24 protein-coding genes are annotated in these 26,442 nt (G+C 47.4%); 8 read left to right on the top strand and 16 right to left on the bottom strand.

The annotated features are described in order from the left end of the window. Positions 1-46: 46 nt before the first annotated feature. From zapE to B3850_RS10600, 4 genes are all read right to left on the bottom strand, one after another. Positions 47-1,132 (bottom strand): cell division protein ZapE, encoded by a 1,086-nt coding sequence (gene zapE / locus B3850_RS10615; RefSeq protein ID WP_286871839.1) that lies wholly within the window; start codon positions 1,130-1,132, stop codon positions 47-49. A 71-nt stretch (positions 1,133-1,203) separates the two neighbouring features. Next, on the bottom strand, positions 1,204-2,055 hold the full coding sequence (gene trxA / locus B3850_RS10610; protein WP_286871837.1) for a thioredoxin: 852 nt from the start codon (positions 2,053-2,055) through the stop codon (positions 1,204-1,206). A gap of 75 nt (positions 2,056-2,130) precedes the next feature. Further along, positions 2,131-3,504, bottom strand: coding sequence for an aldehyde dehydrogenase family protein (locus B3850_RS10605; RefSeq protein ID WP_286871835.1), 1,374 nt, complete (start codon positions 3,502-3,504; stop codon positions 2,131-2,133). Continuing rightward, a complete protein-coding gene (locus tag B3850_RS10600) occupies positions 3,501-4,943 on the bottom strand; it encodes an NAD-dependent succinate-semialdehyde dehydrogenase (protein ID WP_053954012.1) in 1,443 nt (480 codons plus the stop codon). Before B3850_RS10600 ends, B3850_RS10605 begins: the two co-directional genes overlap by 4 nt. A 349-nt stretch (positions 4,944-5,292) precedes the next feature. Between B3850_RS10600 and B3850_RS10595 the strand changes: the two genes are divergently transcribed. Continuing rightward, the gene (locus B3850_RS10595) at positions 5,293-7,059 is read left to right on the top strand and encodes a DEAD/DEAH box helicase (protein ID WP_273268046.1); all 1,767 of its coding nucleotides are present in this window, start codon (positions 5,293-5,295) and stop codon (positions 7,057-7,059) included. Here the strand turns inward: B3850_RS10595 and B3850_RS10590 are convergent. Together B3850_RS10590 and B3850_RS10585 are read right to left on the bottom strand one after the other, a co-directional pair. After that, positions 7,056-7,592 (bottom strand): lipocalin family protein, encoded by a 537-nt coding sequence (locus tag B3850_RS10590; RefSeq protein ID WP_273268044.1) that lies wholly within the window; start codon positions 7,590-7,592, stop codon positions 7,056-7,058. The genes B3850_RS10595 and B3850_RS10590 overlap by 4 nt on opposite strands. Positions 7,593-7,604: 12 nt before the next feature. Then, positions 7,605-9,161: a cryptochrome/photolyase family protein gene (locus tag B3850_RS10585; RefSeq protein ID WP_273268042.1), complete on the bottom strand. Its 1,557-nt coding sequence runs from the start codon at positions 9,159-9,161 to the stop codon at positions 7,605-7,607. A 121-nt stretch (positions 9,162-9,282) separates the two neighbouring features. Here B3850_RS10585 and B3850_RS10580 point away from each other — a divergent pair, with 121 nt between their 5' ends. Continuing rightward, a complete protein-coding gene (locus B3850_RS10580; protein WP_058576092.1) occupies positions 9,283-10,059 on the top strand; it encodes a hypothetical protein in 777 nt (258 codons plus the stop codon). 5 nt (positions 10,060-10,064) lie between these two features. Further along, positions 10,065-12,050, top strand: coding sequence for a 3-deoxy-D-manno-octulosonic acid kinase (locus B3850_RS10575; RefSeq protein WP_058576093.1), 1,986 nt, complete (start codon positions 10,065-10,067; stop codon positions 12,048-12,050). 83 nt (positions 12,051-12,133) lie between these two features. Here B3850_RS10575 and B3850_RS10570 read toward each other — a convergent pair whose 3' ends face one another. The 4 genes from B3850_RS10570 to mutY form a co-directional block, all read right to left on the bottom strand. After that, a complete protein-coding gene (locus B3850_RS10570) occupies positions 12,134-13,387 on the bottom strand; it encodes a glutamate-5-semialdehyde dehydrogenase (protein WP_053953995.1) in 1,254 nt (417 codons plus the stop codon). After that, the gene (proB, locus tag B3850_RS10565; protein ID WP_053953996.1) at positions 13,384-14,499 is read right to left on the bottom strand and encodes a glutamate 5-kinase; all 1,116 of its coding nucleotides are present in this window, start codon (positions 14,497-14,499) and stop codon (positions 13,384-13,386) included. The genes B3850_RS10570 and proB overlap by 4 nt, the downstream gene beginning before the upstream one ends. Before the next feature lie 175 nt (positions 14,500-14,674). Then, positions 14,675-14,947, bottom strand: coding sequence for an oxidative damage protection protein (locus B3850_RS10560; RefSeq protein ID WP_053953997.1), 273 nt, complete (start codon positions 14,945-14,947; stop codon positions 14,675-14,677). 11 nt (positions 14,948-14,958) lie between these two features. Next, positions 14,959-15,999, bottom strand: coding sequence for an A/G-specific adenine glycosylase (gene mutY, locus B3850_RS10555; protein WP_286874067.1), 1,041 nt, complete (start codon positions 15,997-15,999; stop codon positions 14,959-14,961). A gap of 115 nt (positions 16,000-16,114) precedes the next feature. On the opposite strand from mutY, the gene B3850_RS10550 reads away from it, so the two are divergent. Then, positions 16,115-17,209 (top strand): OmpA family protein, encoded by a 1,095-nt coding sequence (locus tag B3850_RS10550; RefSeq protein ID WP_286874065.1) that lies wholly within the window; start codon positions 16,115-16,117, stop codon positions 17,207-17,209. A gap of 112 nt (positions 17,210-17,321) precedes the next feature. Further along, positions 17,322-18,041: a tRNA (guanosine(46)-N7)-methyltransferase TrmB gene (gene trmB, locus B3850_RS10545; protein WP_286874062.1), complete on the top strand. Its 720-nt coding sequence runs from the start codon at positions 17,322-17,324 to the stop codon at positions 18,039-18,041. Here trmB and hemW read toward each other — a convergent pair. Then, on the bottom strand, positions 18,038-19,192 hold the full coding sequence (hemW, locus tag B3850_RS10540; RefSeq protein WP_286911722.1) for a radical SAM family heme chaperone HemW: 1,155 nt from the start codon (positions 19,190-19,192) through the stop codon (positions 18,038-18,040). The two genes, trmB and hemW, sit on opposite strands and share 4 nt — an antisense overlap. Next, positions 19,192-19,800 (bottom strand): RdgB/HAM1 family non-canonical purine NTP pyrophosphatase, encoded by a 609-nt coding sequence (gene rdgB, locus B3850_RS10535; protein ID WP_286911721.1) that lies wholly within the window; start codon positions 19,798-19,800, stop codon positions 19,192-19,194. Before rdgB ends, hemW begins: the two co-directional genes overlap by 1 nt. 124 nt (positions 19,801-19,924) lie before the next feature. Here rdgB and B3850_RS10530 point away from each other — a divergent pair, with 124 nt between their 5' ends. Continuing rightward, on the top strand, positions 19,925-21,655 hold the full coding sequence (locus B3850_RS10530) for a potassium/proton antiporter (protein ID WP_286874052.1): 1,731 nt from the start codon (positions 19,925-19,927) through the stop codon (positions 21,653-21,655). 8 nt (positions 21,656-21,663) lie between these two features. Here B3850_RS10530 and B3850_RS10525 read toward each other — a convergent pair whose 3' ends face one another. The 4 genes from B3850_RS10525 to B3850_RS10510 are packed head-to-tail and all read right to left on the bottom strand — an operon-like array spanning position 21,664 to position 24,197. Next, on the bottom strand, positions 21,664-22,089 hold the full coding sequence (locus B3850_RS10525) for a DUF4426 domain-containing protein (protein ID WP_129497068.1): 426 nt from the start codon (positions 22,087-22,089) through the stop codon (positions 21,664-21,666). A 36-nt stretch (positions 22,090-22,125) separates the two neighbouring features. Beyond that, positions 22,126-22,653 carry a YggT family protein gene (locus tag B3850_RS10520; protein WP_058576102.1) on the bottom strand — a complete coding sequence of 176 codons (528 nt, stop codon included), beginning with the start codon at positions 22,651-22,653 and terminating at the stop codon, positions 22,126-22,128. 9 nt (positions 22,654-22,662) lie between these two features. After that, on the bottom strand, positions 22,663-23,487 hold the full coding sequence (gene proC / locus B3850_RS10515; RefSeq protein WP_058576103.1) for a pyrroline-5-carboxylate reductase: 825 nt from the start codon (positions 23,485-23,487) through the stop codon (positions 22,663-22,665). Further along, the gene (locus B3850_RS10510) at positions 23,487-24,197 is read right to left on the bottom strand and encodes a YggS family pyridoxal phosphate-dependent enzyme (protein ID WP_286874042.1); all 711 of its coding nucleotides are present in this window, start codon (positions 24,195-24,197) and stop codon (positions 23,487-23,489) included. The genes proC and B3850_RS10510 overlap by 1 nt, the downstream gene beginning before the upstream one ends. Before the next feature lie 34 nt (positions 24,198-24,231). Between B3850_RS10510 and B3850_RS10505 the strand changes: the two genes are divergently transcribed. Together B3850_RS10505 and B3850_RS10500 are read left to right on the top strand one after the other, a co-directional pair. Continuing rightward, entirely contained in the window at positions 24,232-25,266 is a 1,035-nt protein-coding gene (locus tag B3850_RS10505; protein WP_286874039.1) for a type IV pilus twitching motility protein PilT, read from the top strand. Next, the gene (locus tag B3850_RS10500) at positions 25,266-26,339 is read left to right on the top strand and encodes a phosphodiesterase (RefSeq protein ID WP_286874036.1); all 1,074 of its coding nucleotides are present in this window, start codon (positions 25,266-25,268) and stop codon (positions 26,337-26,339) included. The genes B3850_RS10505 and B3850_RS10500 overlap by 1 nt, the downstream gene beginning before the upstream one ends. Positions 26,340-26,442 lie beyond the last annotated feature (103 nt).

Genomic DNA, 26,442 nt, shown 5'->3' with positions numbered 1-26,442 from the left:
TCTACTCTCTGGAACAGATTGGCGTCTTTTTACCGGCGTGTTTCCCCTACCAATGCTGCATTTCGAAAAGACGCGACACACAGCGTCTGAATGGGAAGGCAAGCTGTCGTGCCTGATACAGTTGCTCAACACTGACTTCTGCTGTTATAAGCAATCTGCAGCCGCGGTCATAGCATTCGTCGACAAGTGCGATAAAGCGGCGAGCTTCATTATCGAGCTTACTGATAAGCTTTGCGTCGTGTTCCCGCTGGTAGGTTTCTTCGACGCCATGCACCAACTCTTTGTCGGGAACGTAGGTAAAGGCAGGCACATTTTGAACGGCTATGGCGGAATATTTATCGGCCAGTTCCATGTAGTCGCGCTGGCTTCTGGGGCCAGAGCATAAGCTCATGAAGTCAAAGCCAATTATTTCTTTATTGCCCCACAAGCAAGGGATACTTCGGTTCATTATGGAGACGCTTTCGGCTGGCTCTACCGTGCCACAGCGAGTCTCGGCCAAAGTTTTCAATTCTTCAGGTTGTCCCTCAATAAGATAAAGCGGCATGTCAGTATGGTTAATTCGCCGGTAATCAGTGCCAAAACCTAAGTCAATGAGTTCGCACTGACTGTTTAAAAGCTCAATAGTCGGTTCAAAGCGGTGTCGAGCCAAGCCGTCTTTATACAGTTCGGCAGGAGGCGCGTTAGACGTTGTAATTAATGTCACGCCCGCAGCAAACAAGCTTTCCCAAAGGCGAGCCAGAATCATGGCGTCGCCAATGTCTTCCACAAAAAATTCGTCCAGGCAGATAATTGAATATTCGCTAGCCCACTCTTTTGCGAGTTGTTGCATTGGGTTTTCCTCACCCTGCAAACCATTTAGTGCATCATGAACTCTGGCCATAAAGTGGTGGTAGTGCAGCCTTATAAACGATGAGTTGGCTGTTGAAAGTGAGCGTAGCTGTTCGGAAAACATATCCATTAGCATGGTTTTTCCGCGGCCGACAGGGCCGTAGAAGTACAAGCTTTTTATGGGCGCCTGGCTGTTATTCCGAATAGCATCAAGACGCTGCTGCAACGCGGTGACCGCTTTGCGTTGAAATGAGTCTTCGTTCAGTTTTCCGGAGTTAACCTGGCTCTGATAAATTTGCTGCATGGGGTTAGTCAGTTAGTGCCAAAAAAAGGGCCGGCTGAGGGAGCCGGCCAAGATCGTTGCTAGTGAACAGCCTAATACATCATGCTGTAGAGTTTTCTACGATAGGTCGCTGCGAGCGGATCACCATCGGGTAACGAATTAATAATGTCCAGTGCGTATTTTTTCGCACCTTCAAAATTGACGTCTTTCGTTAACACGGTAAAGACCAGTTGCAGCGCTTCTTCATCGCGGTGCGCTTCATGAAACTTTAAGGCTAATTGTAATTTCAGCGATAAGTCATCTGGGTTTTGCTTGGCTTGATCCTGCAAAGCGCGAAGTTCCGGAGAGTCGGCAGCGTCTTCCGCTAATTCTAGCTTGCCTTTAATGCGCTGATAGTCACTGTCTTGCTCAACCATAGGAATTGCAGCGACAAGCTCTTTCGCCTGGTCTAATCGACCGGCGTCGACCGCCGCTTCAGCGAGCAACTTAACGGCTGCCATATCGGTATTGTCGAGGTCATAGGCTTGCTTAGCCAAGGTATAGGCTTTGTTCGCATCGCCTTCACCCATGGCTACTTGTGCCTGTTGAATCAGGTTATCTGACGGGCTGGGCAGGTGTTTGCTCAAAATTTCCCGAATTTCGCCTTCGGTTTTAACACCACCAAAGCTATCGACCGGCTCACCGTTTTTGAAGAAAGCCACAGTCGGAAGGCTACGAATACCAAACTGCATGGCCAACTCTTGTTGATCGTCGCAGTTTATTTTAGCCAGAATAACCTGATCGTTGTATTCGCCCGCCAACTTTTCCAACACTGGCATGAGCTGCTTACATGGCTCGCACCAGTCAGCCCAAAAGTCGATAATAACCAGTTTCTCTTTTGAGCCTTCTAAGAGCACCTGCTGAAAGTTCTGCAGGGTGACATCAATAATGTTGGACTGTGACATTTGCGCCCGTTCTCCTGTGTCAGTTTATTCGTGTCTTAACGCAGGATATGCTGACGCTAAACGCCAATTTCAAGGTTAACCGGCAAACCAGGATAAGACTTTGTCTTTTAATTTACTGTAAGGGGGGTAACGCAATGCCACGTCGAAGCTGAAACTGCGGGTCATAACGGGTTTTAAATGACTAAAAGTATCAAAGCCCCACTTTCCGTGATAACGACCCATACCGCTTTGGCCTACACCCCCAAACGGCAGGTTGTCGTTGAGCATAAACATCAGAGTGTCGTTGTAGCAAACATTGCCAGCGGACACTCGTTGAGTAAACTGTTTCAGCATTCGCTTATCTTTTGAAAACACATAAAGCGCCAAAGGTTTAGGCTTGGTGTTGATAAACTCAATAGCTTCAGAAGCTGACTTCACGCTGACTACCGGCAATAGCGGACCAAATATTTCTTCCTGCATTAGCGAACTGTCACCAGATACTCCATCGATAACTGTTGGTGCGATATAACGCTCACGCTTGTCAAAATCTCCACCAATAACGACGTTTTCACTGTCCAGCATCTGTGTCAGTCGTTGCCAGTGTTGCTCGTGAATAATACGGCCATAGTCATTCGATTGCTGAGGATCATCCCCATAAAATTGCGCAATTTGCTCGCGTAATGCGTCAATTAAACGATCTTTCATTGACTCCTCAACCAGCAAATAGTCTGGCGCGATACAGGTTTGCCCAGCGTTAAGGTATTTGCCCCAGACAATGCGGCGAGCCATTACGGTAATATCGGCGTCGCTCAACACAACGGCAGGACTTTTGCCACCCAATTCAAGCGTAACAGGTGTCAGGTTTTTAGCCGCCGCTGCCATAATGGCTTTAGCCGCTTGTGGGCCGCCCGTGTAAAAAATATGATCAAACGGTAATTCGGTCAGCTGTTGAGAGACTTCAACGCCGCCAGTAATGACTTTAAACGCTGCGCTGTCTAGGTAATTTACCAGGTGTTTCTCAAAAACTTTTGCGGTTGCCTCAGCATGCTCTGATGGCTTAATCAGCGCACAGTTACCCGCAGCAATAGCGGCAATAACGGGCGCTAATGTCAGTTGCACCGGGTAATTCCAGGCTCCTAAGACTAATACGCTTCCTAAGGGCTCTGGCACTATTACACTCGTGGCAGGCCAGGCAAGCATTGGGTTACTGACTTTGCGCGGTTTCACCCAGCCAGGAAGTGCTTTGAGGCTATGCCTTATGTCGGTTTTTAAAAACTGAATTTCCGTGAGTTGAGACTCGCTGGGGCACTTTCCTAAATCTTGCTGCAGTGCCTCCAGTAAGTCCTTTTCGTGGTCTTCTAAAAAACGGGAGAGCTGTTTTAACTGCTGCTGACGCCAAGACAGCGGACGTGTAAGCCCGCTGTCAAAGGTGTGTTGAAGTTGCTCTAACGTTTTAAGTTGTGGGTTCATTCAAGTCCGCCGAGGGTTACGGTTTTCAATTCTAAGTATTCATCAATACCGTATTTTGATCCTTCCCGTCCAATACCGGACTCTTTAATGCCGCCAAATGGGTTGTAAGCATGCGAAATACCGCCGGTATTCACGCCTACCATGCCGTATTCAAGTGCTTCACTCACTCGGAAAATGCGAGAGGTGTCTTTCGCGGCAAAGTACGACGCCAGCCCAAATGGCGTGTCATTGGCTTTCTTAATGCCTTCTTCTTCCGTTTCGAAGGTATTAATGGCAACGACAGGACCAAAGATTTCTTCTTTGGTGATGTCCATATCGTCAGTAACGCCTGAAACCACGGTTGGTGCGTAGAATAAATCGCCCAGTTCGGTCATGACTGAACCGCCGGCTTCAATCGTAGCGCCATCTGATTTTGCTGACAGCACCAGGCGCTGAACCTTATCGACAGCATCCTGATCAATTAGAGGTCCTAAGTCGACGCCTTCTTCAGTTCCCGGCCCCACTTTTAATGCTTTTACCTTGCTGACAATAGCCTGAGTGAATTTTTCAGCAACCGTTTCCTGCACCAACACTCGGTTGGCAGAAACGCAGGTTTGTCCGCCATTACGGAATTTACAGGCAATAAGCTGATCGGCAGCCTGCTCAATGTCGGCGTCGTCAAACACCAGGAACGGAGCATTACCGCCCAGCTCCAGCGACACTTTGGATACGTGCTCTGAGCATTGTTGCATAAGAATCTTGCCAACGCCGGTAGAGCCCGTGAATGACAACTTACGAACCTGCGGCGAAGTTGCCAGGCGCTTACCTACAGTTTTTGCATCGCTGGTTGGAATGATATTAATAACACCGTCCGGAATGCCCACTTCACTGGCAAGTTGCGCCAACGCTAAGCTTGAAAGAGGAGTTAACTGCGGTGGCTTAACAACGATGGTGCAGCCAGCGGCTAATGCCGGTGCAATTTTTCGAGTGATCATCGCATTCGGGAAGTTCCACGGGGTAATGGCCGCGCAGACGCCAACGGGTTCTTTGGTTACTAACACGCGTTTACTGCTGTCGGTCAGCGGCAGAATATCACCGTTAATGCGTTCGGCTTCGCCGGCAAACCAGTCGACGAAGCTGGCACCGTACTCGACCTCACCAACCGCTTCTGGAACCGGTTTGCCTTGTTCGGCGCTCATCAATTCGCCCAATGCCTGCTTGTTGTCCATCATAGACAGATACCACTTGCGCAAAAGAACGGCGCGTTCGCGGGCGGTTTTCTTGCGCCATTTCGCCAGGGCGGTCTCGGCGACGTTAATAGCGCGCTGTGTAAGTTCGTCATCGGCATCGGCTACTTCGGCCAACACCTCGCCGGTTGCTGGGTTAGTAACATTGAAACGTTTTTCTGTCGGTACCCAGTGACCCTCGATGAAACAATCGCTTTTGGTAAGTGATGACATGGAATGTGCTGACATATAGCCTCCAACTGAATAAGTTTATCTCTACTAATGTAGGCAATAAATGCACAAATGGTTCAACTTTTTCAATGATTTCAGTCTATATTTTGCTTTTTGTCGAAAAAGTATCCAGTTGCATTGCTTTTATTGAATAAATGCGTATAATCCGCAGCTCCTTCAAGGAACACCGCATTACTGATGAGGCAGCGGTCACCCTTGATTCGCGGGGTTGCAGCGCCTGATTCCAGTCCAGACAGTTTAGAGACTGACCACTGATTCCTGTTGCCGGGCCATAACCCCATATTTGTTTTGTTTGCCATGAGGCAAACGGGAATATAGTGAGACACAATTTATGTCAAAGACTCAATCGAGCCTGTCGTTCAGCGACATGGCTTTACCTTCTGCTGTGCTTGAACAACTGAACGCTATGGGTTTCGAAACCCCAACTCCTATCCAGCAGCAATCTATTCCTGCGTTATTGGAAGGTAACGACGTTCTGGGCGAAGCACAAACAGGTACCGGTAAAACAGCCGCATTTGGTTTACCCGCGCTGGCCAAAATAGACCCTTCGCTGAAACAGACACAAGTCTTGGTGGTTACACCAACGCGTGAGCTGGCTATTCAGGTTGCTGAAGCTTTAGAAGGCTTTTCTAAGCAAATGCGTGGCGTCGGTGTTGCTACCGTTTATGGCGGTGCAGCTTTCGGCCCGCAGGTAAAAGCGTTAAAACAAGGTACCTCAATTGTTGTTGGTACGCCGGGTCGTCTTATCGACTTACTGAATAAAAATGTATTGCAACTGGATGGTTTGAAGGTTGCGGTATTAGATGAAGCCGACGAAATGTTGAACATGGGTTTCATTGAAGACATTGAAACTATTTTAAAAGGTGTGCCTGAGACAGCTCAGCGTGCACTGTTCTCGGCAACCATGCCGAACGCTATCCGTAAGCTAGCCAAAACGTTCCTGAATAAACCACTGAATATTCAGATTGAAGCGGTTGCGCGTGAAAAAGCGACAATAAAACAGAAAGCGTGGAAAGTTCAGGGCATGACGAAAATGACCGCTCTGACTCGCTTATTAGAAGTGACTCCGTACCAGCGTGCATTGATTTTCGTGCGCACTCGCCAGGACACTATGGATGTGGCTGAGTTATTACAGCGATCAGGCTTCAAAGCGTCACCACTAAGCGGTGACCTAAACCAAGCACAGCGTGAGCAAACAGTCAGTCAGCTGCGCAGCGGTCATATCGAAATTTTGGTGGCGACAGACGTTGTAGCACGCGGTTTGGATGTACCTGAAATTACTCACGTTATTAACTACGACTTACCGAGTGACACCGAGTCTTATGTTCACCGTATTGGTCGTACTGGTCGCGCGGGACGTTCAGGCGAAGCGATTTTGTTCTTCCGTGCGAAAGAGCGTCATTTATTGCGTCACTACGAGCGTTTGACCAATGCTCCGGTAGAGTTTTTCGAGGTTCCAAATGCGAACCAGTTGAGTCAGCATCGCCAACAGCAACTACTAGAGAAGCTTCAGGCATCGATGCAGGCAGACAATGCGCATGCTGACAGTGACAAGCTGAAAAAGCTGCTTGGTCAATGGCTCGAAAGTGATGAACTTTCTGCTGAAGACTTAGCCTTGGCGCTTTTGACTGAACAACATAAACAACGCCCGTTGTTCTTAAAAGAAGACCGTCCAGTGCGTGAAATGCGCAGTGAACGTCCTGGCCGTAATGAACGTGGTGATAAGCGTAAACCTCGTGCTGAGCGCGGTGGACGTGCCGCAGATATCGACTTTGATACGTATAAAATTCAAGTGGGTAAAGAGCATGGTGCTCGCCCCGGAGACATCGTTGGGGCGATTGCTAACGAAGCCTCTATGGACAGCAAATACATTGGTCAAATCCAGTTATTTGACAACCATGCGTTAGTTCAACTGCCAAAAGGTATGCCGAAAGATGTTATGCACGTACTGAAAAAAGCGCGTGTCCGTCAGCAACCAATGGGTCTTGAGCTAAGTGATGAGCAAGTTAAGCGTGCGCCGCGTCCACCTCGTGACCGTGACGCCCGTGGCCCTAAACGCCGTCAGGCAGGAAAGGGCGCAGCACGTCGCTTTAACTAATTAGAATGATTCACACCGGCCGGATGATCGACAATGATCATCTGGTCGATGTCGTATCCCCATTCATTCGCTTTTGCGAGCGCATAATCTAAGTCCGGCTGAGACACATTCGGTGTCCGCGACAAAAACCAGAAATACTCATGTGAATCGCTGGTGACTATTGCCTGTTGGTAATTATCATCTAACCAGCTTACGTAATAACCTCCATAAAACGGCCAGAAAAACGTCACTTGATAGGCTGCCTTCATATTTTCAACTGGCTCTGCTTTGCCTATGGCGGTTTGCCATTCCTGATTTCCAACATGAAAGCCACGATTGGTCACTTCTAATGTGCCGTCACCATTTAAACGGTATTCAGCGGTAACGCCTTGCAGACCCTCTTCAAAGCTGTGTGGCATTCGCGCAATTTCGTACCACTTTCCTAAATAGCGGTCAGCGTCGAATTCATCAACAACATCAGCCACCGGTGTAGGCTGAGACTTACAGGCAGTCAGTAATAAGGTCAGTAAAAATGCAGGTAACCATTTGTTCATTGTGCGTCCTTGTTATAACTCATTAACTGTTTGAAGGTAGTTTTCGGCTTGTGACAGGAGTTCACTTTTCTCTTCTTCTGACTTTTTACGCCACACCTGATACATCATGCCCATTCTATGGTTATTTTCAAAATGTTCTTTATGACGGTTAATAAAGTGCCAGTATAGACTATTAAACGGGCAGGCTTTGTCACCGGTTTTTTTGTTCGGATCGTAATGGCATTGGCTACAATAGTGACCCATTTTCTTCATATAGTTTGCACTTGAAATGTAAGGCTTAGTCGCAATCAGTCCATTGTCTGCGTATTGGCTCATGCCCCGAGTATTGGGTAGCTCCACCCATTCAATAGCGTCAATATAAATGCCTAAGTACCAGTCATCGAGAGCGTCTGGGGAAACACCGGCAAGTAGCGCGAAGTTACCCGTCACCATCAGTCTTTGTATGTGGTGAGCGTACGCGTAGTCGAGAGACTGCCGGATAGAGTGATGCATACACGCCATTTTTGTTTCCGCATTCCAGTAATAGCTCGGAAGCGCACGAGTGTGATTCAATGCATTGTTGTTTTTGTACTCGGGCATGAACCTCCAGTAAATGGCTCTGACAAACTCTCTCCAGCCGATAACTTGACGGACAAAGCCTTCAATTTGCGCGAGGCTTATCGTGTCTTTGTTGTTGGACCAATGCTCAACGGCTGAGTGAACCAATTCTAATGGATGCAGTATTTTGGTGTTCAACGCGAAGGACAAACGGGAGTGGAAGAGACTCCAATGTGCCCCGGGCGTTATATTGTCAGTTGTCATTGTGTCCTGGTAACGGCCGAAGTTCGGTAAGCCAAACTCACAGAAGTACGATAATAATTGTTGCGCTTGCTTTCTGTTTACCGGCCAAATAAGTTGCTTTGGATTAACGTTTCCCATTGTTTTGATATTCTGCTTCGAGAGCATATTGTCGATATCCGAAACGTCATTAGCAAATACAAGAGGCTCGGGAACGTGTTGGTTTTTCGGCAGTTTTTTTTGGTTTTCTTTATCGAAGTTCCAGCGCCCGCCGATTGGTTTCCCACCCTCCATTAAAATCTCGTGTTCACTACGCACCTTGCGGTAGAAGGTTTCCATCAGATAATTGTCGGTATCTGGAAAGTAGTCTTTTAAAGCGTTTCGGCCAGTAAGGAAGTGCTCAGTATCAAACCACTTAATGTCGATATTGTTGGCGCCTGCCCAGCTCTTTAGTTGATGGTCGAGTCGGTATTCGTCAGGTTGCTGGCACTCAATATGTTTTGCGCCAGTTTCTTCAAGCAACCAAAGCAGGTTCTTCGTGAGGCTTTGTTGGTTACGGGCATCCTCCAGTCTGAGATAAAAGATGCGATGGCCCGCTGATTCTAATGCGTTAGAAAAGTTACGCATGGCTTTAAAAAACGCCAATACCTTTTGCCGGTGATGCAACACGTAATCGGCTTCCTGCCCCAGCTCCATCATTACGTAAAGCGTTTCTGAGTTTTTTGTTTTAAACCAACGGTGGCGAGCATTTAATTGGTCACCTAATATCAGCCTTATTGTCTTCGCCTTCATTACGAGTCCATAACCAGAGTTAACTAAGGCTTAATACGTTGCTTGAGTTAATTCAGATTGGCGTACCGAAATTCGCTAAAATATGGCATTATGCGCGTTAGTTTAAGAGTCAGGAGTTTTTATGAGCCAGGTTGAAAGTGCAGAGAGTCAGTCTCAGCAAAAGCCCGTTAATGTTATTTGCATAAAGTGGGGTAAAAAATACGGCCCCGATTATGTGAATACACTGCATTCAATGGTGAGCCGCCATTTGAGCCGACCGTTTCGTTTTGTGTGCTTTACGGATGATTTCGATGGCATTAATGATGATATTGAAGTTAAAGCCATTCCAAAAATTGGCTTTGAAGACTTCGACAAACAAGTACCTTGGACAAAAGCGCATGGCTGGTTGAAGTTAACCTGCTTTGCAAACCCTCTTTATGACTTAGAGGGGCCAACACTGTTTTTAGACCTGGATATTATTATTGTCGGCAGCCTGGACGAGTTTTTCGAGCCGGAAGGCGACTTCATGGTCATTAAGGAATGGGATAAGTCTGATGCGACAGGTAATACATCGGTATTTCGTTTTAATATCGGTGCGCACGATGATGCGCTTGAGCACTTGAAGAAAGATCCCGACGCCGCTACCGCCGATGTACGCAATGAGCAAGAGTACATTACGCACTTTGTTGACCGCCAGAATAAGCTGAAATATTGGCCGGAAAAATGGTGCCGAAGCTTTAAGCGCCACTGCTTACGCCCATTTCCCTTGAGCTTCTTTCAGGAGCCGCGTATTCCGGAAGAAGCAAAAGTCATTATTTTCCACGGTAAACCGCACCCCGATGACGCTTTAGAAGGGCGTAGTGGTAAGTGGTATCGTAAGGTGTTGCCAACTAAGTGGATAGCTGAGTACTGGCGTTAACTGGCATGATGCTTTGGCTTTACGGATTAATACTACGGCTGGTGACTCCAGCCGTTTTTGTCTGGCTGTGGTTGCGCGGAAAAAAAGACCGTCGCTATCGCTCGCATTGGTCAGAGCGTCTAGCACTGGATACTGTCAGTAGCGAGCTTGAAGGCTGTACGGTTATTCATAGTGTGTCAGTTGGAGAAACCCTGGCAGCGAAGCGTTTAATTGAGCAGTTTATTGTCCAGTTTCCCGGGGAAAAGGTGGTTATAACCTGCATGACGCCGACGGCACGAGCACTTATAGAGAAGCACTTTAGCAATGCGGTAACTTGCCGGTATTGGCCATTAGATACGCCAGGTGCTGCAAAACGCTTTGCGACTAAGCTAAAACCGAAAGCTGTTTGGATTATGGAAACCGAGTTGTGGCCCCAAATGCTCAACCGACTGGCCATGAAAAACACGCCGGTGTGTTTGCTTAATGCGCGGCTTTCAGAGCGTTCCGCTGCAGGGTATAGACGTTTCCATTGTTTAATGAAGTCAGTTTGGCAACAGTTAGCATTGGTTTCGGTACAAAATACAGAAACAGCGCGTCGAATGAGCGTATTGGGTGTGCCGAAAGAGCATTTATTTGTCGATGGAAACCTCAAATACGATATTGAGCTTAGTCAGGCTGACAAGTTAAAAGCGGCGTCATGGAAAGAGAATTCTAACGGACGCTTGGTTTGGCTGGGCAGCAGTACTCATCCAGGCGAGCACGAGCTGTTACTTGCGGCCCATAAAGCCATTCTTAATGAAGAGCCGGGAGCCTGTCTTATTATCGCGCCCAGACATCCTGAACAGTTTGAGACGGTTGCAAAACTGGTCGAAGAAAGCTCACTGACACTGGCGAGGCGCAGCCAGTGTGAAACGATACCGAGTGACTGCGATGTGTTTTTAGCGGACAGCATGGGCGAAATGATGCTCTGGGGGCAGTTAGCACCTGTGAGTTTTATTGGCGGCAGTTTAATTGAACGAGGAGGACATAACCCCCTTGAAGTTATTGCTGCTGGCTCCAATGTTATGTCTGGTAAACATGTTTTTAATTTCCCGCAAGTTTACGGGGAGCTGGCAAAAGCCAGCGCGGTAAACTGGGTAGAAAGCGTTGACGATATTGTCAAAACAATCAATAAGCTGCAGCAGCCAGCTGTCATGAAACAACAACATGATGCTGCTAAAGGTGTCTTAAAGACGCATCAGGGTGCAACGCAACGCGTGTTAGCGAGAGCACTGGAATATACTCTGACAGGAAGCGGTATGATAAAAACAGAGCAGAGTCCCCGCGGGCTTATTCGCTACGATAGCGACATTATTGAAGCAATTGAAGATAAGCACTTCACAGCACAGTACTGGCAACAGCAGAAAGCCATTGCGGGTAATTCAACCGGCCGGGCAACGGTTTGGTTTATTCAGCAGGGTGACTTGGGGTTGTTGCTACGTCACTATTACCGCGGTGGTTTAGTTGGAAAGATTAATAAAGATCGATTTTTAAGAGAGCCCGCTGAGAAAAGCAGGGCAATTTATGAGTTTGATTTGTTACTCAAGCTTCGTGAAAAAGGGCTACCGGTTCCAAGACCTGTTGCTGCCCGCATGGAGAAAACAGGGGTATTTAGCTACAGAGCCGATATTCTTGTCGAAGTGATTCCTGGTGCGGTTGATGTTTTTCGTTTATTGCGTGAAAAGCAGTTATCAGCTGAACTTTGGCAAAAGCTTGGTGCGGTCATTAAAGAGCTGCATGACGCAGGGGTCTATCACTCAGATTTAAACTGCCATAACCTGATGCTGGATGACCACGATAAAGCCTGGATAGTCGACTTTGATAAATGTGACTTCCGTGAAGAGGGCGACTGGAAAGAAGCTAACATTCAGCGTTTATTGCGCTCTCTGAGAAAAGAAAAAGAGAAGAACGATACCTTTTATTGGAAAGAGTCTCGAGACTGGCCTGAGTTGTTGACGGGATATCGTCGTTAAAACTGGCTTTTTATAAGTAGCGATAAAAAAGCCCCGGCGTTTTTGGCGCCGGGGCTTTTATTATGACAGAGAGTCTGTCGTTATTATTCGCGAATTTGGCCGTTACCGGTAACTACGAATTTTTCAGTAGTCAGTGCTTGTAAGCCCATTGGGCCATAAGCGTGCAGTTTACTGGTAGAAATGCCTATTTCAGCACCTAAACCAAGCTGGCCACCGTCAGAGAAGCGTGATGACGCATTCGCCATGGTGACTGCTGAGTCAACTTCACGGATGAAACGCTTCGCTGTGTCATCGTTCTCAGTAACGATAACTTCAGTGTGACCACTGCCAAACTGCTGAATGTGCTCTAATGCTCCGTCGAAATCATCAACGGTGCGTACGGCAATTTCCAGTGCCAGATACTCTTCACCGAACTGGTCATCCGCAATTTCATCGGCACCATCGAAGTAACCAACTGAACGCTTGTCTGCGTGAATAGTTACATCTTTTTCGCCTAGTGCTTTAGCTGCCATCGGCAGGAACTTATCGGCAACGTCTTGGTGTACCAATAAGCCTTCAAGTGCGTTACACACACCAGTACGTTGTGTCTTACCGTTCAGCAAAATAGCCAGTGCTTTGTCAAGATCAGCGTCTTTATCGACATACAAGTGGCAAACACCTTTGTAATGCTGAATGACTGGAATTTTACTGGTGTCACTCACGTAGTGGATAAGACCTTCACCACCGCGAGGAATGACCAGATCAATGTAGTCTTTTTGCTGCAACAGCTCGGTCATTAATTCGCGATCGGGTGTTGGCACCACGGTAATAACATCTTTTGGCAAACCACTTTGCTCTAAAGCTTCATGTAATGCTTCGGCAATGGCTTTACTGCTTTCAATGGCTTCGCGACCACAACGCAGAATGACAGCGTTACCAGACTTAAAGCACAGTGCACCCGCGTCTGCGGTTACGTTAGGACGCGCTTCGTAAATCATGGCAATAACGCCAAGAGGAATACGCATCTTTTCAATCTTAAGACCGTTAGGACGCTCTTCGAGTATATAGCTATCACCAACGGGATCTTTCAGGTTGATAATTTCTTCAATAGCAGATGCCATGCCTTCGACACGTTCTGGTGTTAATTCCAGACGATCCATCATGGCATCGCTTAGGCCTTTTTCTTTGCCTGCTACCAAGTCTTTCTTATTCACTTCAATAATCTTGTCTTGGTGCGCGCGAATAGCGTCAGCCATTTTTTGCAGAACTTTGTTTTTGTCTGCTTCTGATAACGTTGCTACGGCACGTGCCGCTTTGGCAGCACGTTGTGAAATTTCTTTAGCTAATTGCTGGCTCATGAATCCTCCAAAATCATTAAATCGTCGCGATGAATCACTTCTGTAATTGGGCTATAGCCAAATTGTTCGGCGATATCTTCTGTTTGCTGCCCTTTAATGTGCATAAGCTCGTGTGAGCTGTATTGGCAGATGCCCTTAGCTATAGCGTCTGTGTCATTGGCACTACGCACCAGCACAGCATCACCGCGATCAAAATCACCTTGTACGTCAACGATGCCCGAACTTAATAACGATGCACCGTTCTCGACCAGCGCTTTCTCTGCGCCGTCATCAATCAATATCTCGCCCTGTGCAACCAGGGTATGTCTTAACCAATGCTTTTTATTGCTAATTGGATCAGACTGGCGGCGGAAAAGTGTTCCTGGAATTTCTCCTTGCAGCAAAGATTCGAACGTTTCGCCTTTGCGGCCATTCACAATATACGTGTCGATACCATGCGACGTTGCTTTCTCAGCAGCTTCAATCTTCGTGCGCATACCACCGGTACCTACGTCACTCACTGAACCGCCAGCTAATGAATAGATACTTTCATCTATTTGCTCAACCACTGGTATTTTCTTAGCGTCAGGGTTGAGGTTTGGATCAGCGTCGAACAACCCATCAATGTCTGAGCAAATAAAGAGCGCATCAGCGTCGACAAGTGTTGCGACCATTGCAGACAGGTTGTCGTTGTCGCCGACTTTCATTTCGTCAGTGGCAAGCGCATCGTTTTCATTTACAACAGGCAAAATGTTGTGTTCTAACAATCTGTTGAGTGTGTTTTTGATGCTGACATAACGAGCTCTGTCGCGTAAGTCACTGTGCGTCATGAGTAGCTGAGCGCAGGGGAAATCAAAAAAGCGCGACCAGTACCCCATCATTTCATTTTGGCCAACTGCCGACATTGCTTTACGAACAGCGACAGGTACTTTTTTATGTTCGAAATGAATATGCTTGCGGCCGGCAGCAACACTGCCCGAAGAAACTAAAACGACTTCTTGTCCGCGTTCATGACACTCGTTAATGAAACGAGCTATGGGTAATAAGTATTTGGTACTAACCCCAGTTTCATCTGGCGCGATGAGCGCACTCCCCACTTTCAGTACGGCTCTTCGCCAGGATGGCGCTTTCATAAAGACTCCCTTTTGTTGAATTCGTTAGTAGTCTAACAGATTGCCCGAATGAGCTCCAGTAACGCCCATAAGTTATAACTATTGTCAATATATTAGAGAATCATAGAAATTGACAAGAAAAATAAAAAAGCCCCTTTAAATAAGGGGCTCTGGCATAGTTAAGGGCGGTTAGGTGTTAGCTTTCTGGCGGTGTGTAGCCTTCAATATGAACATCCTTACGCTCGAACAGGAAATCAGTCATTTGTGTTTCTAAAAACTCGCGGTCATTAGGATCCATCATATTTAAGCGTTTCTCATTAATCAGCATGGTCTGCTTTTTCTGCCACTCAGCCCAGGCTTCCTTTGATATATGATTGAAAATACGCTCACCCAGCTCGCCGGGATACAGCTGAAAGTCGAGACCTTCAGCTTCTTTTTGTAAATATTCGCAAAATACAGTACGGCTCATAATTCGCTCGCTTATTTGTTCAGTTCTTTAAGTAGTTTAACGGTTGGAGCGGCAAAGCCCAACTGTTGCTCTGAATCCAGGTTAACCCACATGGCATTATTAGACTCGCTGAGAGAGTCTGGTTTCTTAGATACTCTAATGACGACCGGAAAACAGTCTAAATGAAAGTGACTGAAAGTGTGACGAAACTCAGCCAATGACTGAGTCGATTCAGCAGCAATGCCGAATGTGTCCAGAATGCTCTCTATTTCCGTATCAGCCTGTGCTTGAGGAAAGCCCCAAAGTCCACCCCAAATACCCTGTTGGGGGTTCTTTTGCAGTAACACCTCATTGTCACACTTAATAATCAGTAGTTGTGTCGACTTTATGGGCTTGGCTCTTTTCGGCTTTTTGCCAGGGTAAAGTTCAATAGTATTGCTGGCAAATGCTGTGCAAGTGGCAGCAATAGGGCATCGGTGACACTCAGGCTTAGTCCGCGTACAAACGGTGGCGCCAATATCCATCATCGCTTGGTTATAGTTGCCGCATTCTTCCCTAGGGGTTAATTCATCACTTAATTCCCAAAGACGTTTTTGCACGGCTGTTTTACCGGGCCAACCATCAACCGCAAAGTGCCTGGCTAAAACTCGCTTGACGTTGCCGTCGAGAATCGGTGCGTATAAGCCGTGACCCAAAGACAGAATAGCACCTGCCGTCGAGCGGCCTATTCCGGGCAGTTCCTCCAGAGCGTCGACGGTACTTGGAAAATTGCCGTTGAAATCCTGACTAATCATTTGCGCTGTTTTGTGTAAATTTCGGGCTCTGGCGTAATAGCCAAGCCCGGTCCATAAGCTTAAGACGTGATCTTGTTGTGCCTTTGCCAACGTATGAATGTCAGGAAAGCTATTCATAAACCGTTGAAAGTAAGGGATTACGGTCGTGACTTGAGTTTGCTGCAGCATAATTTCGGAGACCCACACCTTATAAGGGGTCTTGCTTTGTTGCCACGGCAAGTGTTTTCGACCAAATTTGTGATACCACTCAAGGATTTTGCTACTAAATGACTGAGTCAACTGTAAATCTCTGCAAATAAAAATGACTTATCAACGGAATGTACTAATCTTTACATCATAAACAGTCTCTCATATTTAGAGCTGATTTGTTATTGCATCGAAAAGGAGATTTGCAATGAAAGCAGTAAACTTAATTACCTTATCTTTAATTGCTGCGGGCCTTACAGCCCCGGTACTCGCGCAACAAACAGAAGCAGACAAAGATGACTTCTATTTAGGCGCACGCTTGGGTGTCTTTTCTGCAGACGAAGATCGCGTTGCGGTCGACAATAACCAGTTATTCTTCGTTGATGACGGCTTTAAAACCTTTACGTCAGGCATTGAAGCCGGTTACATGATGACTGAAGCTTGGGAAGCCCGCATTTATTACGATTACATGGAAGCCGATTTAGTCGGTGGTGGTGATGCATACGGCGATAGTTATGGTGTTGATGCTCTTTACCACTTCAACAACAATATTTATGCCGGCTTGGGTGTGAACAATACTGAGATTGGTGATGTTACTGATGTTGCTGCTCGTGCCACAGTGGGTCATCGCAGCTTCATTAACGACAACTTAGCATGGCGTATTGAAGGTGGTGTCCAGCGCGGCTGGGAAGAAGACTACACAGAGATGTTTGCCAACATTGGCTTACAGTGGTTCTTTGGTGGTCGTGACGCAAGCCCTGAACCGCGTCCAAGACCAGAGCCTCAAAAAGCAGCACCAACACCAGAACCGAAGCCAGAGCCTAAACCTGTAGACTCGGACGGTGATGGCGTTATTGATGCGAATGATAAATGCGCGAATACGCCAAAAGACTACTCAGTTGATAAAGATGGCTGCATTCAGTATGAAAATGAAACCATCACAGAAGAGTTACTAGTAGAGTTTGACCTGAACTCTTCGAAAATTCGTGACAATGCGTTTGATGACATTGAAGAAATGGCTGAGTTCATGAAAGAGCATCCTCAGTTGGATATCACTATTCATGGTCACACTGATAGTACAGGTGAAGCGGACTATAACCAGTGGTTATCTGAGAAGCGTGCTAAATCAGTTGCTGACGCATTGGTTAACCGTTATGGCATTGAGAGTAGCCGTGTAGACTCAAAAGGTCATGGTGAGTCTCAACCAAAAGTCCGTGAAAACAGTGCGGCAGATCGCCAGGCTAACCGCCGTATCGAAGCGATTCTTAAAGTGGTTAACCGCGTACCAAAAGAGCGTGAATAGTACGTTGTATTGATACGTTGAAACAGCGATAATATCGCACGAGATATAAACAGGCCTGATTATTCAGGCCTGTTTTTTTGGTGTTTAGCTGTTATCAATGGTTTAGGGACTAATGAGTCATTTTAAAAGTGCGGAAGAAGCTGCTGCGGCAGGTAAATATGTAAGGACGGTGCGTAGCTTTGTTAAACGGGAAGGGCGCTTAACAAAAGGTCAGGCAGGTGCGATAGAACGCCAATGGCCAAAAATGGGACTATCACTGACCGACGGAATGCTGAATTTTGAGCAGGTCTTTAACCGTAAAGCTCCTGTCACTCTGGAAATTGGCTTTGGTATGGGGCATTCATTAGTGGAAATGGCGGAGAATGACCCTGAGCGCAACTTTATTGGCATTGAAGTACATGAACCCGGAGTTGGCGCATGTTTAATGGCGGCTGAGGAAGCTGATTTAAAGAATTTGCGCGTGTTTCATGAAGACGCCGTAGAAGTGCTTAAGCAGTGCGTACCCGATAACAGCCTTAATTGTGTGCAAGTATTTTTCCCTGATCCCTGGCACAAAAAGCGTCATCACAAACGCAGAATTATCCAACCTGAATTTGTTGAACTGCTTATTAAAAAACTAGAAGCTGGCGGCATTATTCATTTAGCAACCGACTGGGAAAACTACGCAGAGCATATGCTTGAAGTACTAAACGGCAGCAGCGCTCTGGCTAACTTATCCGAGTCGGGTGGTTACATTCCAAGACCGGACAGCCGCCCGAAGACGAAGTTTGAGCGCCGTGGTGAAGGAAAAGGGCATGGCGTGTGGGACCTTCAATTTAAAGTTCTTAATTAATCGAGAAGCGTATCTAACACTGAGTTCAGAAAACGGTGGCCTTTGGGAGTGAGCTCCCAGGTTTCATCGTTTTCGGTCAGTAGCTCCAGCCTTATTGCTTTGTTGAGTTGCTGTGACGCCTGCGACGACGGCAATCCTGTTGTGTTTTCAAAGCGCTGCTTAGAAACAGGCTCCAACAAGCGAAACTGATTCATAAAAAACTCAAAGGTTAAGTCGTCTTTAGCTACTTCATTGAGCTTATAACGCAGCGGTTTGGTTAAATCTAGGTAGCCTTTTGGATGCTTAATTTTCTCACAGCGAATGATGCGTTGCTCCTGCGCAAGCGTCACTTTGCTGTGAGCACCGCAGCCAATGCCCAGGTAGTCACCAAACTGCCAGTAATTGCGGTTATGGCGACTCTGGTGGCCGGGTTTAGAGTAAGCGCTAACTTCGTACTGCTTATAACCCGCCGCCTCCAGAAGCTCATGCCCTTTTTGATAAATATCCCAGAGAGTTTCTTCATCGGGGAGCTCGGGAGGAGAGCTTGCAAACAGAGTATTGGGCTCGATGGTGAGCTGATACCAGGAAATGTGCGGCGGATTGAGCGCAATGGCTTGCTTTAAATCATCCATGGCGGCATCTAAAGACTGATTAGGCAGTCCATGCATTAAGTCTAAATTAAAGCTTTTTAGCGGCAGTTGTGACGCGTGTGCAGCGGCCTCGCGGGCCTGCTCCGGGTCATGTATGCGGCCTAACCGGGACAACTGCTCTGATTGTAAGCTTTGCACACCAATAGACAAACGAGTGATGCCGGCTTTGACAAAGTCAGCAAACTTTTCTGTTTCAAAGGTGCCAGGGTTTGCTTCCATGGTAACTTCGCAATCATCGGTTAAAACAAGCAGCTGTCGAATGCCATCCATTAATGACTGCATCGCGGCCGCACTCAGTACACTGGGCGTGCCGCCACCAATAAAGATCGACGTAATATCTCTCCCTTGTACCCAACTAAAATCGGCTCGCAAATCATCTAGTAGTCGGGCAACGTACTCTCGCTCAGGAATTTCTCCCGACAGCTTGTGCGAATTGAAATCACAATACGGACACTTTTGGATGCACCACGGAATATGAACGTAGAGCGATAGCGGCGGGAGCTTAAGTTTAGGCGCTGTCATTAACTCAATTGACTCAATAGTTGTTGTAAAGCCTGACCGCGATGACTGAGCTGTTGTTTTACAGACGGCTCAAGCTCTGCCGCTGAGCACCCGTGTTGCTCAACCCAAAATACGGGGTCGTAACCAAAGCCATTTGTGCCTTGCGGTGAGGTTAAGATAGAGCCGTGCCACATACCGTGGCAAATCAGTGGTGTCGGGTCTTGAGCACTTTTCATATAAACCAAAACGCAATGGAATTGCGCCTGGCGCTTCTCAGTTGCTACGCCCGACAGTGCTTGTAATAATTTTTCGATATTATCATTGTCCGATGCGTCTGCACCGGCGTATCGTGCAGAGTAAACGCCCGGGGCTCCGTTCAAGGCATCAACTGCCAGACCTGAGTCATCGGCAATAGCAGGCAATCCGGTTTTTTCACACGCGTGGCGCGCTTTAATTATAGCGTTCTCGACAAAAGTAGTGCCTGTTTCTTCGGCCTCTTCGAAAGACCAGTTCGACTGTGGTAGTACTTGCCAGTCTGAGGTGTTCGCATTGCCAGCCAGTATTGCCTGCAGCTCTCTGACCTTACCTGGGTTTCCTGTCGCTAGTACGATTTCTTTTGCCGTTGCCATAATTGATACCTCATGCCTGTTCGGCGCACAGGATATCGGTTTTTGGCGGAATTTGAAATCTTCACAAAAAAATGCACAAAGCTGTTATGATAAAACCAGAAAAACGATAAGAAGGAGCTGTTATTTGGACTCTGCGAATACCCTAATTCTGCTATGTGGCTTGCTGTTAGTTGTTAGCATTCTGGCAGCCGTTGCATCGAATCGTTTAGGCGCTCCGGTGTTGCTGACGTTTCTGTTGGTAGGAATGCTGGCGGGTGAGCAAGGTATTCTGGGAATTGAGTTCAATAATCCGGATATCGCCTTTTTTATTGGCTCGGCGGCATTGGTTATTATTCTTTTTGATGGTGGTATGCGAACTCAACCAGAACGTTTCCGGGTGGCGCTCTGGCCAGCAATTAGCCTGGCAACGATAGGTGTGGCGTTAACCTGTACTATTGTGGCTACGTCTGCGGTGTATTTATTTAATTTGCCCTGGCCAGCAGCTTTACTGATGGGCGCAATTTTAAGCTCTACTGACGCCGCAGCAGTCTTTGGTATTTTCCAGTCTCGCGGTTTGCAAATAAAAGAGCGGGTGGCATCGACGCTTGAAATAGAATCAGGCAGCAACGATCCCATGGCAGTCATTCTCACTTTAACGATGACGGCTGCGGTTGCCAGCGGAACCATGACCGAGTGGCATTGGATGGCGTTAGATATAATCTGGCAGCTTATCGGAGGCTTGGCAATTGGCTGGTTAGGGGGACGCCTGTTTATTGTCGCCGCTCGAAAGCTTCCTTTGAGTTTTAGTTTTTTCCCGCTGCTTGCTGTTGCCTGCGCAATCACTATCTATGCATTAACCGCTAAGCTGCACGCGAGTGGTTTTTTAGCGGTTTACCTAATGGGATTTGTCATTGGTAATGGGCGCTTACCACAGCTTGTTCATATCCTGCAGGTTCAGGATGGTTTAGCTTGGTTAAGTCAAATGGCCATGTTCCTTATTCTGGGTCTACTGGTTGTACCGTCTTACCTGGTGGCGAACGCACCTATCGCGATAGGTATTGCGGTGGCACTTATCTTTATCGCCCGCCCGCTGGCGGTTATTGTAAGTTTGTTACCGTTCAGTTTCCCGTGGCGGGAACAGGTATTTATAAGTTGGGTCGGGCTTAGAGGGGCTGTGCCTATTATCCTGGCTTTGTTTCCATGGTTAAGTGGCGTGCCGAACCAGGAGCTGTACTTTGATATCGCGTTCGTGGTGGTGATGATATCGCTGATTATTCAAGGATGGAGTATTGCGCCGGTAGCTCGCTGGCTTGGGCTTGAAGTGCCTTTAAAGGCACAGCCGCAGCAGCGTATGCCTTTATCGTCGGTGCCAAGCTCTGAGTCGCTTGAAGTATGGCTATATCGTATTGATAAAACATCACCGGCCTGCGACCGAACATGGAAAGATCTTAAACTAACGGCCCCAGCGACCTTTGTTGGAATTATACGGGAAGGAGAGTGGTTACAGCCGGAAACCCAACCGATGGTGCAGGAGGGTGATGGCTTGCTTGTCGCCGCTACTGTAAAAGATATTGATGAAGTCAGTCGAATTCTTGCGTCAGGCGGTAAAGGACTGAAAGTGAACGAAAAAGAGTTCTTCGGTGACTTTACTCTTAAAGGAGACTTAACCCTGGCTGATGTCGGTAGTTTCTACCCACTGGGCGATTTGGACGAGGGCTTGCTAAGTACCACTATTGCGGACTACTTCTCGCAGAAATTCCACCGGCGGGTGGTTATTGGTGACAAGGTCAGGTTGGGGGATGTTGTGTTAACGGTACGAAACGTTAGCGAAACCGGCGATATCCAGTCTATTGGTGTTAAACCGGTGAGTAACTAGGTCAAAAGTCAGTCGTTCAACCAGAATTCCTGGTTGAATTTTAAGGTTTGCTCGTCGCCAATATTAATGGTGAAACGCAAGGTTTCGGCGTTGGTGTAGTCAAACTGAGTAATGTAGTACACCGCTTCTGCCTCAGTAATTTTCTGAAACTCCAACGATTGAACCTGACCAAGGGGATTCACAACCTGGCCCGTAACTTCCAGCTCTTGCGGCGCTTGTGTATTTTTATCAAGCACGGATATGTTCAGAACACCTTTAGAAGCACTTCGGGTAATACCGTAGGTAGCTGCAACTTTAGGCGCTAAAAATGTGGAAGTAAAAGCACTATAGTGAACATCCCAGTTGCCTAAAGTCTGTTTTTGCTCTGCGTATGTTGCGCTCGAAAAAACGGCAACAAAGGCAACACTTAACGCAAACAGGGTACTTTTCAACATAACTTTTACTCCCACCTTATATTTTATTAACTGAGATTATACGCCAATTAAAATGCGCAAAAATTGCAACGCAATAATGGCGACAAGCACCGACAAGTCGAGGCCGCCCAGTGGCGGTATAACCTTGCGGATAGGCGCTAAAACTGGCTCAGTTATTTGGTGCAGCATGGCTTCAACCGGGTTATATCCCTGCGAGAACCAGCTTAGAATCGCCCGAATAATCAGCACCCAGAACAACATCGACAAGAAGCTGCTTATGGTCGCCAGTACGCCTTGAATGACAATAACCAAGGCGCCTGCAGCGAGGCCGTTCAGCCACACCAAGGCGGCGACTTTGAGGATTCCTAGCGCCAAAGCGAGCAGCAGGCTTGCCGTGTCCAGTGAACCAACACTGGGCATAAAGCTTCTAAGCGGCCCAACAATAGGTTGTGTCGCCTTATAAACGAATTGACTGACCGGGTTATAAAAGTCCGCTTTGGTCAGCTGCATCCAAAGCCGTAGCAAAACAATGATCAGATAAAGATCAATGAGTGTTGCGACTAAAAACGTAAGCGCGTTATTCATTACTGGCTCCTAGAAGAGTTTCGCCATTTCCTGATTACGGTTAACGGCGGCTTTGACCGCTTTATCTGAAATACCGTGCAAGTCGGACTCTTGGTACGCTTCTACACCTTTCGCTGTAGAACCACCTTTGCTGGTTACTTGTTTACGTAAGTCTTCCAGCGACAAGTCGCTTTCTTTCGCCATTTGCGCGGCACCTAAACAGGTTTGTTGTACCATCTCGCGAGCTTTGGCGGCATCAAAGCCAAGTGCCGTAGCTGCTTTTGCCAAGCTGTCCATAAATTCGAAAAAGTACGCTGGACCACTACCGGCGACCGCACCCAAAATATCTAACTGGTCTTCGTCGGCAACCCACAGGGTTTCACCAACACCGTTGAACGCTTCAGTGACAAAGTCTTTGTCTGCCTGATCGACTGAGTCGTCAGTGACTAAGCCTGACATACCCTGACCAACTAACGATGGCGTATTTGGCATGACGCGAATAATGCGAATGCTCTCACCCAGATACTCGCGATACTTCGGAATACGGATACCTGCCGCAATAGTAATAATAAGTTTATCACTCAAATTGCTGACGTTTTCACGTAAGTGTGTGCACACTTCAGACATCAGCTGAGGTTTCACGGCAAGCACGATAGCGTCCGCTTTTTCGACCACTTCCAGGTTGTCATTGCTGGTATTAACGCCCAGCTCCGATTTCATTTTCTCAAGCTTTGCGTCACTTGGGTTACTGACCCAGACTTTGTCTGCAGGGTAACCGCTTTTGCACATACCGCCGACAATACTTTGTGTCATATTACCGGCACCAATAAACGCAATGTTGCGAATGTCTTTCATTATGACTCCCGTTGTCCAAAAATTGCTGTTCCAATACGTACCATATTAGCACCCTCTAGCACGGCTTGTCGCATATCGCCGCTCATTCCCATCGAGAGTGTGTCAATTTGCTCGCCGTACACCGCTTGCAGTTGCTGGTATAGCTGGCGCATTTTCGAAAAGCTGTCTCTACGCTCCTGCTCTGAGGTTCCGGCCTTTAAAATGGTCATTAGCCCTCTGAGCTTCAAGTTCTCGCAGTTACTGACAAAGCGTGCCAGGTTCTCAACATCATCTGCCGATAATCCCGATTTGTTATCGTCGTCATCAATGTTTACTTGCAGCAATACGTTTAACGGCGGTTTGTCTGAGGGGCGCTGCTCGTTTAAGCGACGGGCAATTTTTTCGCGCTCAATGCTTTGCACCCAGTCGAAATGTTCAGCAACGTCTTTCGTTTTATTGGACTGCAACGGACCAATGAAGTGCCACTGTAACTGATTAAAGCCTTCGGCTTTTAGCTGCTGAATTTTTTCGACGCCTTCTTGAACGTAGTTTTCACCAAAGTGTACTTGGTCTGCTTCTGCCGCTGCTTTAATAGCATCAATGGAGTGCTTCTTGCTGACAGCCAACAACTCAACGGGTTGTTTGTCACTAGACTCCTCGCCTAATATCTTTAATTGCTGACGGAGGTTAACAAGGTTATTTTGTATTTTTTCTGATACCTTAATAGTCATAGCAATCGTCATCTCATTGATTCAGGGACAGGATATGAATGTTAGCGAATTACTCGCCTTTAGTGTGAAACAAAACGCTTCCGACTTACATTTGTCGTCAGGAAGTCCGCCTATGATAAGAGTTGATGGGGACATTCGGGCCTTAAATCAACCCATGCACTCTGCTGAAGAATTAAAAAGCGACTTGTTCGCGATAATGACCGAATCGCAGCAGGAAGAGTTTAATTCGCGCTTTGAATGTGACTTTTCTTTTGAAATAGAGGGTGTTGCGCGTTTTCGAGCTAACGTCTTTACGCAGCGAAAAGGCATTGCCGCCGCGTTTCGGATGATTCCCAACAATGTCACGACACTAGATGAGCTCGGGGCACCTGCGAGCTTTAAGGATATTATTGATGCGCCTCGAGGCTTAGTATTAGTGACTGGTCCAACGGGCTCTGGTAAGTCGACGACTTTAGCAGCGATGGTGAATCATATTAATCAAACCCGTTCGCAGCATATTTTAACCATTGAAGACCCCATTGAGTTTGTGCATGACAACCAGAAAAGTCTGGTGAGTCAGCGTGAAGTGCATCGCGATACCCGAAGTTTTAGCGCGGCGTTGCGCTCGGCTTTGCGGGAAGACCCGGATGTGATTCTGGTGGGTGAAATGCGTGACCTGGAAACCATTCGATTGGCGATGACTGCCGCTGAAACCGGGCATTTGGTGTTAGGTACCTTACATACAACGTCAGCGCCGAAAACCATAGACCGCATTATTGATGTGTTCCCGGGCGACGACAAACCGATGATTCGCTCAATGTTGTCGGAGTCTTTGCGGGCGGTTATTTCGCAAACCTTGTTGAAGCGCATTGGTGGTGGGCGCATTGCCGCGCACGAAATCATGGTATCGACACCGGCAATTAAAAACCTGATTCGCGAAGACAAAGTGGCGCAAATGTACTCAGCCATTCAAACCGGTGCCGAAAAGGGAATGCAAACTCTGGATCAAGCGCTTAAGAAATTAGTATCTCGTGGCGATATAGATGCAGAGGAGGCGCGTCGCTGCGCTGCGAATAAAGAGGACTTCTAATGCGTTCTTGCCAACGATTAAGCAATAAATCGGTTGTTGCCCAGCTACTGTTGGGGGCTTCACTACTGCTTTTGACGGCAACCACTCAGGCTCAGCAGAGCACTCGGGTGGCTTTTGGCTGTTGCATGGACCACAGCAGTCGACAAGAGGTTTGGGATGCAGTTAACCATGCGCAACCGGAAGTTTTTGTGTTTTTGGGTAATACATTAGATGTTGAAGCGGATGACATGGATGCCTTGCTTGACGCTTATGAAGTCTTTAACCGCTTCCGCGGGCCTCGAGTGTTGCGGCGTGGTTCAGCAGTGATGTCTGTTTGGAATAGAACTGATTACAGTATTAGTGGGCATACGGGTAAAACCAACCCTCAGCGCTACGCTGTACGAAATCACTTTTTGACCTTTTGGCGGGAGCCGGCAACCTCTGAACGACTGTTTCAGGAGCATGGTATTGCGAAAAGCGTTATTTTTGGTAATGAGCCGCAACGGGTGCAGGTTATTGTACTCGATGGTCGCTGGAATCGTGACGAGTTAGAGCAAGTCGGCTGGATGGAGCGACAAACGCGCCGCTTTAATGCTGACCTGGGACCTTATCAGCCGAATCGAGCGGGCGATCTGCTTGGCGACAAGCAATGGCAATGGCTGAAAGAGCAACTGCAAAAGCCCGCTGAAGTAAGAATTTTACTCAGTGCGACGCCAGTACTTGCACCGGCCAACGGTTACGATAGTTGGTCAATGTTTCCTAAAGAGCAGGATAGATTGAAGTCTGTTCTGCAAGAGCTACAACCTTCGGGGCTCATACTGGGCGTTGGCGACCGCTTGTTTGGCGAATTTTCTAATGCTGATGATTATTTGTCTTACCCGCTTTGGCAGGTCACTGCCGGCAGCATTAACTTAGGGAGCGATACTCCCTATTCGTCCGTATACAGAGACGGACAAGCTTATGAAGAAAGTCGTTATGGTCAAATTGAAGTGATCTGGAAAGAGCAGCCGGAACTTGTTTTAACGCTCCGTGACGTTGATGGCCGGCCGCTCGATAGTCGTCGCTTAACCCTTAGTGAACTGCAGTCAAACTAGGGGCTCATAAAGTGGCATAACTTTTTGACTCTGGCGAGTCATAGCCGCAAAAATCAGGTAAAATAACCGCAATTGTCGGTAAAAAGCATCATCGGTGAGTAGT

It is taken from the genome of Idiomarina sp. UBA4520 (assembly GCF_002388365.1).
Lineage (GTDB): Bacteria > Pseudomonadota > Gammaproteobacteria > Enterobacterales > Alteromonadaceae > Idiomarina > Idiomarina zobellii.
Note: the sequence above shows the minus strand (reverse complement) of the source record. Positions and strands in the feature narration are given on the sequence as shown.